This is a genomic window from Phytomonospora sp. NPDC050363 (assembly GCF_040655735.1).
In the GTDB taxonomy this organism is placed as follows: domain Bacteria; phylum Actinomycetota; class Actinomycetes; order Mycobacteriales; family Micromonosporaceae; genus Phytomonospora.
Window position 1 is genome coordinate 430435 of record NZ_JBFAKK010000001.1, and the last position, 10534, is coordinate 440968.

Consider the following 10534-nt stretch of genomic DNA (forward strand, 5'->3'; position numbering starts at 1 on the left):
AGTGGATCTGTAGGCGGCGTTGCCAGACTCGCCCGGTCCTCACCCGCCGCGCCCGGCGGCCCGCCCCCACCTCGAGAACGGTGAACCATGACTGAGGCGACTAGCACGCTACGACGCGTGGTCTGGCTCTTCCCAGACCGCGAGTCCACCCGGACCCGCGCGAAGTGGAGCGCCTCTTTCTGGGAGGCCTACCAGGACGTCGCCAAGGAACTCGGCCTTTCCTTCGAACGTGTCGCGCCCGAAGCGGTCACCGCCGACGCCCTCGACCCGGGCAACCCGAAGTTCTACATCGACGGCGAGCGCGTCACCCCCGACGACACGCTGTTCATCTCCTCGCTGTACTCCCTGCCCTACCAGTCGATGGACGTCTTCAACCAGCTGACGCTCTACAACGTCCTCGAACTCGCCGGCTTCTACCTGCCGCACCCGCCGGAGCTGGCCACGGTCTGCAACGACAAGCTGGCCACGATCCTCTACCTGCGCGACTGCCCGGTCTCGCCGGTCCCGACCGTGCGCATCGGATCGGGCCGCGACCTGGTCTACGACGAGTACGAGGCCGCCATCGCCGACCTGCCCTACCCGGCGTTCAGCAAGCCGGCCGGGTGGGCCACCTCCCGCGGCATCAACCTCGCCCGGGACTCCCACGACGTCCGCGGCCTGCTCAGCCTCGCGCAGGGCGGCGACACGACCATGGTGTTCCAGCCCTACCTGGGTGCAGGCACCGTCGACTTCCGCGTGTTCATGATCGCCGGCGAGCCCCGCAAGGTCATGGTGCGCGCGCCCGGCGACGGAGCGCTCTACCCGCAGTACACGACCGGCGCCAAGATCCACTGGGCGGACGTGCCTGAGGAGCTGTCGGAGGCGCTGGCCTACTTCCGCGAGAAGCTCCCGGTGCCCTTCGTGTGCATCGACTTCCTGCACGACGGCGAGCGCTTCTGGCTCTCCGAGATCGAGTTCGACGGCGGCATCTTCTGCCCCGACCCGAGCGACCCCGAGGCCGTCCGGATCCAGCGCGAGCTGATCCGCGGCCGCTTCCAGGCCTACCGCGACGCCCACTCCGCGCGGATGGGAGCCGAGGCGCGATGACCGGTTTCCAGTCCAGCGCGCCCGGCGCCCGCGACGTCGCCGCCGCGACGCTCGGCAAGCTCCGCTCGGTCCCCGCGCTCGCCGAGCGCTACTCCGACGTCGTCGTGCTCGACAGCCTCGAAGACCTCGTGCACGTCCCGGTGATGCTCAAGGACGATCTCAACATCGCCCTCGACCACCTCCAGCCCCGCGCTCACGAGGGCTCGACGTGGATGTTCCAGAGCGGTGGCACGACCGGTGCCCCCAAGCTCGGCTACGCCCCCACCGGCCTGTACATGAACGAGGTGCACGAGCAGTGGAAGCCACTGGGGCCCGATGACCTGTTCGTCAACGGCTGGAGCGCCGGGAAGATGTGGGGCGGCCACTACCTCGTCGCCGCCTACGCCGATCTGACCGGCTGCACGGGCATCCCGCTCGGCGCGATCGGCAAGGCCGAGTACGACGCGTGGCTCGAGTTCTTCCTGACCCGCCGGGTAACCGCCTTCGGCGGCGCGCCCAGCACCCTGCGCAACCTCTTCGGGTACGCCCGTGAGGCGGGCGTCAAACTTCCCGACCTGCGCAGCGTCCTGTGGCTCGGCGAGGCATGGCACCCGCAGCTCGACGACGACATCCCCGCCGTCGCGCCGAACGCGCGTCGCTGGGGTCTCTACGGCAGCACCGAGACCTGGGTGATCGGCACCAACACCCCTGACTGCCCCGACGACACCTGGCACCCGCTGCCCTCGCAGCTCGTGCACGTCGGCGCCGACGGGCTCATCGACTTCACCTCCCTCAAGCCGCACGGCCTCAATCCCGTGCTGCGCTACCAGACCGGTGACGCCGGCGAGTGGGTCTCCTGCGAGTGCGGTGAGCCCGGGCGGGCCCTGCGACTGCTGGGCCGCCGCGACGGTGTCGTCCAGTTCCGCAGTCACAACCTCGACGTGGACGCCACCATCGCCGAGTTGACCGCGCTGCCGGGCGTCGCCCGCATCCAGCTGCGGATCACCTCGCACCCGGCCAAGGCCGACACCCTCGAAGTCCTCGCGGTCCCCACCCGTGACGCCGGGCCCGACCTCGCCGACAACCTGCGCCGTCACATGTGCGGCTCCGGTTTCGGTCCGGGCGTGGTCTTCCACAACGACCCCACCTGCCTGACGGTGACCCTGATCGACTCGCCCGTCATGAACGAGCGCACCGGCAAGTCGGCGAACCTGCTGCGAAGGCAGGCGGCATGATCCGCGACCGCGTACGCCTCGGCCGGGACTTCAACCTCCTGTGGGCCGGCCAGACCGTCAGCTACGTCGGCGACAAGATCAACCTGTTCGTCATTCCCACGGTCATGATCCTGCTGCTCGACGCCTCGCCCTTCGAGGTCGGCGTCGTCGGCATGGCGCAGTGGCTGGCCATCCCGCTGCTGAGCATGGTCGCCGGGGTGCTGGTGGACCGCTGGGATCTGCGGCGGACGCTGATCTGGTGCGACCTGATCCGCTTCGGCGTCATCGGCATCCTCCCGGTCGCCTGGTGGTTCGACTTCCTGTCGGTCCCGCTCATCTTCGCCAGCGTCGCCGTGGTCAGCGCGATGACGGTGTTCTTCAACATCGGCTACATCGCCACGATCGCCGCGGTCGTGCCGAGCGAGAACCGGGTGAAGGCCTTCTCCCGCATGGAGACCAGCCGCACCACCTCCGAGGTCGTCGGGCCGGCCATCGCCGGCGGCATCTACCAGCTCACCGGGGTCTTCTCCCTCATCATCGACGCGGCGACCTACCTGTTCTCCGCGGGCGCGATCCGCTCGATGAAGCCCTACGGCGGCGGCGCCGGGCGCAGCCAGCCGATGTGGGTGCGCTTCAAGCGCGGCTTCCAGCTCAACTGGAACGACCGCGTCCTGCGCGGGACGATGCTGGCGACCTTGCTGGCCAACATCGGCGGCCCGATCTTCGTCACCGTCATGCCGCAGCTCGCCTACCGCGGGCTCGGCCTGTCGGCGGGCACCTTCGGCACCGTCATGTCGGTCGCCGCGGTCGGCGCCGTTGCCGGCGCGCTGCTCACCCAGCGGGTCAGCAGACTCCTCGGCCCCGCGCGGGTCATGCCGTGGGCGATCTTCCTGCACTCCGCGGTCGGTCTCGGCGTTCTCGCCGCACCGGAGCTCCCCGCCCCGATCGTGCTCGGCGCGACGCTGGCCGCCTACGGCTTCACCCTCGTCATGTACAACGTCAGCACCGCCGCGGTCCGCCAGGTCCGCGTGCCCAACGAGGACCAGGCCATCTCGCAGGCGGCCTTCCGCACCGTCACCTGGGGCATCATCCCGATCGCCGCGTTCGTCGGCGGTGTGGTCGTCGACGCCCTCACCGAGCCGCTCGGCTCGCTCGACGCCACGACCTACACGATGGTCGCCGCGACGCTGATCGGCACCTTCTTCGCCTGGGTCCCCATCGCCTCCGCACACCGCCGCCTCAAGCGCGAGGAGGAGGCCGCGGCCGCCGCGGCCGCCGGGGACGACACTCCCGAGGCCCTGACCGAGGAGGTGACCGCGAAATGACCGGTACCGTCCTGATCACCGGCGCCTCATCCGGGATCGGCATGGAGACGGCCGTTCGCGCGGCCCTCGCCGGACACACCGTCGTCGCCACCATGCGCGACACCGGCCGCTCCGAAGAACTCCGCAAGACCGCCGCCGAAGCCGGAGCGACCGTCGACGTCCGCGCCCTCGACGTCACCGACCCCGACTCCATCGAGGCCTGCGTCTCCGAGGCGGTCGAGGCCCACGGCGGCATCGACGTCGTGGTCAACAACGCCGGGGCGGCCAGCACCCTGCCCACGGTCGAGGTCTGCCCCATGGACCGCTACCGGGCCGGGTTCGAGGTCAACTTCTTCGGCGTCGTCAACGTGACCAAGGCCGTCATGCCCCACCTGCGGGCCTCACGGGGACGGCTGATCACGGTGGGAAGCACGCGCGGCCTGATCGCCCAGCCCTTCAACGAGTGCTACTCGGCGTCGAAGTTCGCCGTCGAGGGATTCATGGAAAGCCTCGCGCCCACCGCCGCGGCCGTCGGGGTCGACGTCGTCATCGTCGAGCCGGGTCCCGTCCTGGGCACCGCCTTCGCGGCCAACTCCGGGGCCACCCGTGACTCCCTGCTCGCGATGGCCGGCCCCTACACCGACGTGCTGACGTCGTACCTGGACTGGTTCGCGAGCAACGGCTTCCCGGGCGCCAAGACCGCCGGCGAACTCGCCGAGACATTGGTCGAGACCATGACCGCCGACGACCCGCCGTTCCGCGTGCTCGCCGGCGAGTGGGCGGCGGAGTTCGCCGCCCGCAAGCTCACCGAGCCCGAGGGCCGCGCCATCCTGGCGATGACCTCGGCGTGGGTCCGCAACGAGGCAGCCGGACGATGACGACACCGACCGCACTGGAGGCGGCCGACCTGTCGGCGGAGTTCGCGCGGCACGCGGGCGGCACCGGCCCGGCGATCGTCCACAACGGACGGACGATCGCCTACCGTGAACTCGCCGACCGGGTCGACGCCCTGGCCGAGGGCCTCGGCCCGGATCCGGGCACCGTCGCCGTCCTCACCTCCCGCACGCCCGAGACCGTGGTGGCGCTCCTCGCGATCCTGGCCGCGGGCGGCACCTACTGCCCGGTCGATCCCGCGTTCCCTGCGGTCCGCCGCGACGCCATGCTCGCCGCCGCGGGCTGCCGCTCGGTCGTCGTGACCGCGCCCGGGCAGACTCCGCCGCCGGGACTGCTTGCCGTCGACGCCGCCGCACCGCCGCCGAGCCGGGGCGGCCGCACCGCCCCGGCGGGCCCCGGGAGACCGGCCTACGTGCTGTTCACCTCCGGATCCACCGGAGTCCCCAAGCCCGTGGCCACCCCGCGCGGCGCGATCGCGGCGACCGTCGCCTCGCTGCGCGACCTCTTCGGTGTCACCGCCGACGACCGGGTGCTCCAGTTCGCCTCACTGAACTGGGACACCTGCTTCGAGGAGATCCTGCCCGCCCTGACCGGCGGGGCGACCCTCGTCCTCGACGATGAGGCGCACACCGGCTCCTTCCCCAGGTTCCTGCGGGCGATCGCCGAGCGCGGGGTCACCGTCGCCGACCTGCCCACCGCCTACTGGCACGAGCTGGTCCACCACCTCACCGACTACGGCGACCCCCTCCCCGATTGCCTGCGGCTGCTGATCATCGGCGGCGAGGCGGCCTCGCCCGCGCGCCTCGCCGACTGGCACCGCCTCGAAACCGGGGGAGTACGGCTGCTCAACACCTACGGCTGCACCGAGACGACCCTCATCACCCACGCCGCCGAACTCGGCGCCGAGGTCGACGGCCGTGTCCCTATCGGGCATGCGCTGCCGCACGTCGTCGAGGAGATCGGCGCGGACGGCGAACTCCTGATCGGCGGACCCGCCCTGGCCCTCGGCTACCTCGGGCTGCCCGAGGAGACCGCCGCCCGCTTCGCCGAACTGCCGGACGGCCGCTTCTTCCGAACCGGAGACCGCGTGGTGCGCGCCGGGGACGCCGGACTGCTGCACATGGGCCGCATCGACGGCGAACTGAAGATCCGCGGGGTGCGCGTCGACCCCGCCGAGGTCGAGGCGCTCATCGGCGCCCACCCGGCAGTCGCGGCGGTCGCGGCCGTCGGCGCGACGGTGGCCGGCCGGACCCTCCTGGTCGCCTACGTCGTCGCCTCCGGTGACGACCCCGAAGACCTGCCCGGCGAAGTGCTGGGCCATCTGCGCACCACCGTCCCCGGTCACCTGGTTCCCGGGCGGCTGACGGTGGTCGGCGAGCTCGCGTACACCGCGAGCGGAAAAGTCGACCGGGCGGCGACGCACCGGCGGTACGCCCGCGAGGGCAGGGAGGCGAGACGATGAACGTTGACGGGGTGATCGTGATCTTCCGTCGGGTGCTGGAGATCGACGAGATCACGGCCGATTCCGACTTCTTCGAGCTGGGAGGCGACTCCCTGCTGGCGACGCGGGTCCTGAGCGGGGTCGCGCGGACGACGGGCGTGGAGCTGTCCTTCGACGACTTCCTCCTCGCCCCGACCCCGGACGCGCTGGCCAAGCGGATCGGCGCGGCGGAATGAGGGTCGCAGTCGTCGGAGCGGGGCTCGCCGGACTGACCGCCGCCGCCCGCCTCACCGAGGCCGGCGCCGAGGTCACCGTCCTGGAGGCCCGTGACCGCGTCGGGGGACGCACGCACGGCATCGAGGTCGCGCCCGGAAGCTGGGCCGACGCGGGCGCCGCCTACCTCGGCGACCGCCACACCCGGCTCACCGAGCTCATGTCCGAACTCGACCTGAAGGCCACGCCGACGGGCATGGTCGGCGACAGCCGCTTCGAACTCGGCCACGGCGCCGACACCAGGCACGGGCGCTTCCCGCCGCTCAACGCCGTCGCCCTCGGCGACCTGTTCGACCGGCTCGCCGACGTGACCGCCACGATCCGCGCCGACGCCCCCTGGCTCACCCCCGACGCCGCCGCGCTGGACGCGACGACCGCCGCGGAGTGGCTGGAGAACGGGCTGCCGCACCCGGACGCGAGGCTGTTCTTCCCGCTGTTCCTCGGCGAGATGATGGCCGCCGACCCCGCCGACGTGTCGGTCCTGCACATGGCCTTCTACCTGCGTTCCGGCGGCGGGATCCGCTACCTGAACGCCTTCGAGGGAGGCGCACAGCAAGACCGGGTCGACGGGGGCGCCCACCAGATCTGCGAGCGTCTCGCCGTCAACCTCGACGTCCGGCTCGGGCAGCCCGTGCGGTCGATCGAGTCCACCGACGGCGGCGTCACGGTCACCACCGACTCCGGACCGCACCGCGCCGACGCCGTCGTCGTCGCGATCCCGCCGGTGCTCGCCGACGCCATCGACATCCGCCCCCGCCCGGCCGTGCCCCGCTCGACCGAGCGCACCGCTCCCGGCTGCGCCGTGAAGGTGCACATCATCTACCCCGCACCGCTGTGGCGCGACCACGGCCTGTCCGGCTGGTCGGTCAACGCCTACGGTCCCCTGCTGTCCACCGTGGACGACTCGCCGACCGACGGTCCCGGCGTCCTCACCGGCTTCGTCACCGGCACCGAGGCCCACCGCTTCGCCGCCCTGCCCGCCGCCGAGCGACGCGCCGCCGCCGTCGCTCAGGCCGACCGGCTGTTCCCCTTCCTGCCCGAGCCGATCGGTTTCCACGTCACCGACTGGGTCGGCGACGAGTTCAGCCGCGGCTGCTACGCGGCGCTCTTCGGCCCGGGCGACTGGACCCGCCTCGGACCCACCCTGACCGAGCGGCACCACCGCGTGCACTGGGCCGGGACGGAGACGAGCACGGAGTTCTTCGGGCTCATGGAAGGCGCGATCCGCTCCGGCCACCGCGTGGCCGCCGAAATCCTCACCCTCTACTAAGGAGGCCGCAATGAGCGACACCACCTCTATCGCCCCGCTGGAGGCCCGGCGGAAGCTGATGACCGAGCCCGATCTCGGCGCCGGCAACTTCCTCGACCACGCCTTCGCGGCAAACCCCAACCGGAACGTCCCCTTCGTCTTCACCCACCGCCTCGACCACCGCGGCAAGGTCTCCCTGCGCGGCCACAGCCTCAAGGACCTCGTCGCCCTCCGCGACCGCTACGCCCGCTGGTACCACACCTTCGGTGTACAGCCGGGCGAGCCGGTCGGCGTCGTCGTCGCCGAAGGCCTCGAACCCCTCATCCACTTCCTGGCGCTCTCGGCGCTCGGCGCCATCCCCGCGATGATCAACGACGCCATGCGGCCCGACGTCATGATCCGCTACCTGAACCACGTCGGCGTGGTCGGCGTCGTCGCCGACGACACCACCCGCCTCGCGTCGGCCTACCGCGCCGACCCGCAGTCCCGCCCGCGCTTCCTCGCCCTGGCGGCCGAGGTGCAGGCCTTCGACGCCGAGTCGGCCGGACTCCCCGAGGTCTACCCCTACAAGCACCAGGCCGACGACATCGTCGCCCTCATCCACTCCTCGGGCACCACCGGCACCCCGAAGTCGACGATGCTCGGCCACCGCCAGTTCTGGGACGGCAAGCAGCCGCGCATGATCCGCTTCCCGGCCGAGCCCGGCGACCGCCTCATGTCCCTCATGCCGCACACCCACGCCGGCGGCCTGAGCTACTTCCTCACCGCGACCCTCCTCGGCCTGCCGCAGGTCATCATGGGCGACTGGCGCCGCAAGGTCGTCGAACCGGTCATGGAGGCCTTCCAGCCCACCATGCTCGCCTCCTTCCCGCGCACCTACGTCGAACTGGCCACCGGCGAACTTCCGGTCAAGGGCGCCGCACGAGTCCACTCCTGGTTCAACACCGGCGACTGCGCCCACTACGGCCACATCCGCCGCCTGGTCACCCTCGGCGAGCGCCCCGCCGGCCTCATCAAGCCCTGGCTGCTGCCCAGCGAGGCCGCCGCCGAGAAGGCCCTTCCCGGCTCCCAGTTCATCGACGGGCTCGGCTCCTCCGAGATGGGCATGGCCCTCTTCGGCCAGGTCACCACCCCCGAGTCCGAACGCGACGACCGCTGCGTCGGCAAGCCCACCGAGGTCGTCACGGCCGCCGCCGTCCTCGACGACGACGGCCGGCAGGTGCCCGACGGGACCGTCGGCATGCTCGCCATCCAAAGCCCCTCGCGCACCCCCGGCTACTGGAACAACGAGCGCCTCACCGCGTCCTTCGAACTCAACGGCTACTGGCTCACCGGCGACGTCGCCCGGCGCGAAACCGACGGCCGCTTCTACCACCTCGACCGCACCGTCGACGTCATCGACACCTCGGCCGGGCCGGTCTACAGCCTCCTCCTCGAAGAGATCCTGCTCGCCGACTGCGCCGAACTCGTCGCCGACTGCTCGGTCGTCGGTGTACCCGCCGCAGGCGGCGTCGGACAGGCGCCGGTCGCCGTGGTCCGCCTCCAGGCCGAGGCGGCCGGGACGAGCGGTGAGGCCGTCGCCGAACGCGCCAACAAGGCGCTCGCCGACGCGGGACTGGCCACGCTGGCCGCGGTCCGCGTCGCCGTCGAGCCGGGCGACTTCCCGCTCGGCCCGACCGGCAAGGTCCTCAAGCGGGAGCTGCGCACCCGCCTTGCCGGAATCCTGGAGGACGCCGGCCGATGACGCCCGACGCGGCCCGGCAGCCCTACCGGTACGTCCGGAAGCCCTTGACCGAACCGGACTGGCGGCGGCTGCCGGGCTGGCGCGGCGTCACCGAGGCGGAGTGGCGCGACGCCCAATGGCAGCGCGCGCACTGCGTCAAGAACATCCGGCAGCTTCGCGAGATTTACGGCGACCTCGTCGGCGAGGAGTTCTACACCGACCTCGCCGCCGACGGCGAGCGCTTCGCCACGATGTCGATGCTCCTGCCGCCGCAGATGCTCAACACCATCGCGCCGCACGGCCCGCCGGACGCCGAGGCGCTGTTGGCCGACCCGATCCGGCGGTACATGCTGCCGGTCGCCTCCGACCGGGATCCGCGATGGCCGAGCCATCCCTTCGCCGAGCGCGACTCCCTGCACGAGGCCGACATGTGGGCCGTCGAAGGGCTCACGCACCGCTATCCCACGAAGGTCCTCGCCGAGATGGTGGCGACCTGCCCGCAGTACTGCGGGCACTGCACCCGCATGGACCTGGTCGGCAACTCCACCCCGCAGGTCGTCAAGACCAGGATGGAGCTGCGCCCGGCCGACCGCCAGGAGCAGATGCTCGACTACCTCAAGCGCACCCCGGCCGTCCGCGACGTCGTCGTGTCCGGCGGGGACGTCGCCAACGTGCCCTGGCGGCAGCTGGAGGCGTTCTTGACCCGTCTGCTGGAACTGCCGTCGATCCGCGACATCCGGCTGGCCACGAAGGCGCTGGTCGGCCTGCCGCAGCACTGGCTCCAGCCGGAGGTGCTGGCGGGGATGGAGAGGGTGGCGCGGGCGGCGTCGGAGCGGGCGGTGAACCTGGCCGTGCACACCCACGCCAACCACGTCAACTCGGTCACGCCGCTGGTCGGCGAGGCCGCGCGGGCGCTGCTCGACGCCGGCGTCCGCGACGTGCGCAACCAGGGCGTGCTCATGAAGGGCGTCAACGCCACCACGGAAGACCTGCTAGACCTGTGCTTCGCGCTGCAGGGCGAGGCGAACGTCCTGCCGTACTACTTCTACATGTGCGACATGATCCCGAACTCCGAGCACTGGCGGACCTCGCTGGCCGAGGCCCTCGAACTCCAGACCGCGATCATGGGGTACCTGCCGGGCTACGCAACGCCGAGGATCGTGTGCGACGTGCCCTTCGTGGGCAAGCGGTGGGTGCACCAGGTCGTCGACTACGACACCGAGCGCGGTGTCTCGCACTGGACGAAGAACTACCAGATCGCCGGTGAGGACCTCGGCGAACGCTTCCCCTACTACGACCCGATCGCGACGCTCCCGGAGGCGGGCCGCCGCTGGTGGGCGGAGAATCACGGGCCGGCCTAGGTCCTTGACG

9 protein-coding genes are annotated in these 10534 nt (G+C 71.5%); all 9 read left to right on the top strand.

What is annotated here, in order from left to right; all coding sequences use genetic code 11:
* Positions 1 to 117: 117 nt before the first annotated feature.
* From AB0I28_RS01915 to AB0I28_RS01955, 9 genes are read left to right on the top strand one after another with little or no spacing between them, the layout of a single operon-like run.
* A complete protein-coding gene (locus AB0I28_RS01915) occupies positions 118 to 1086 on the top strand; it encodes a hypothetical protein (RefSeq protein WP_357488788.1) in 969 nt (322 codons plus the stop codon).
* Positions 1083 to 2300, top strand: a complete 1218-nt coding sequence (locus AB0I28_RS01920) for an AMP-binding protein (protein WP_357488789.1) — start codon at positions 1083 to 1085, stop codon at positions 2298 to 2300. Before AB0I28_RS01915 ends, AB0I28_RS01920 begins: the two co-directional genes overlap by 4 nt.
* Entirely contained in the window at positions 2297 to 3604 is a 1308-nt protein-coding gene (locus tag AB0I28_RS01925) for an MFS transporter (protein ID WP_357488790.1), read from the top strand. The genes AB0I28_RS01920 and AB0I28_RS01925 overlap by 4 nt, the downstream gene beginning before the upstream one ends.
* Positions 3601 to 4461 carry an SDR family oxidoreductase gene (locus AB0I28_RS01930; RefSeq protein WP_357488791.1) on the top strand — a complete coding sequence of 287 codons (861 nt, stop codon included), beginning with the start codon at positions 3601 to 3603 and terminating at the stop codon, positions 4459 to 4461. Before AB0I28_RS01925 ends, AB0I28_RS01930 begins: the two co-directional genes overlap by 4 nt.
* On the top strand, positions 4458 to 5939 hold the full coding sequence (locus AB0I28_RS01935; RefSeq protein WP_357488792.1) for an amino acid adenylation domain-containing protein: 1482 nt from the start codon (positions 4458 to 4460) through the stop codon (positions 5937 to 5939). The genes AB0I28_RS01930 and AB0I28_RS01935 overlap by 4 nt, the downstream gene beginning before the upstream one ends.
* Complete coding sequence (locus AB0I28_RS01940; protein ID WP_357488793.1) at positions 5936 to 6154, top strand: phosphopantetheine-binding protein; 219 nt, start codon at positions 5936 to 5938, stop codon at positions 6152 to 6154. The genes AB0I28_RS01935 and AB0I28_RS01940 overlap by 4 nt, the downstream gene beginning before the upstream one ends.
* Complete coding sequence (locus AB0I28_RS01945) at positions 6151 to 7461, top strand: FAD-dependent oxidoreductase (RefSeq protein ID WP_357488794.1); 1311 nt, start codon at positions 6151 to 6153, stop codon at positions 7459 to 7461. The genes AB0I28_RS01940 and AB0I28_RS01945 overlap by 4 nt, the downstream gene beginning before the upstream one ends.
* 10 nt (positions 7462 to 7471) lie before the next feature.
* Positions 7472 to 9184 carry a class I adenylate-forming enzyme family protein gene (locus tag AB0I28_RS01950; RefSeq protein ID WP_357488795.1) on the top strand — a complete coding sequence of 571 codons (1713 nt, stop codon included), beginning with the start codon at positions 7472 to 7474 and terminating at the stop codon, positions 9182 to 9184.
* Entirely contained in the window at positions 9181 to 10524 is a 1344-nt protein-coding gene (locus AB0I28_RS01955; RefSeq protein WP_357488796.1) for a lysine 2,3-aminomutase, read from the top strand. Before AB0I28_RS01950 ends, AB0I28_RS01955 begins: the two co-directional genes overlap by 4 nt.
* Positions 10525 to 10534 lie beyond the last annotated feature (10 nt).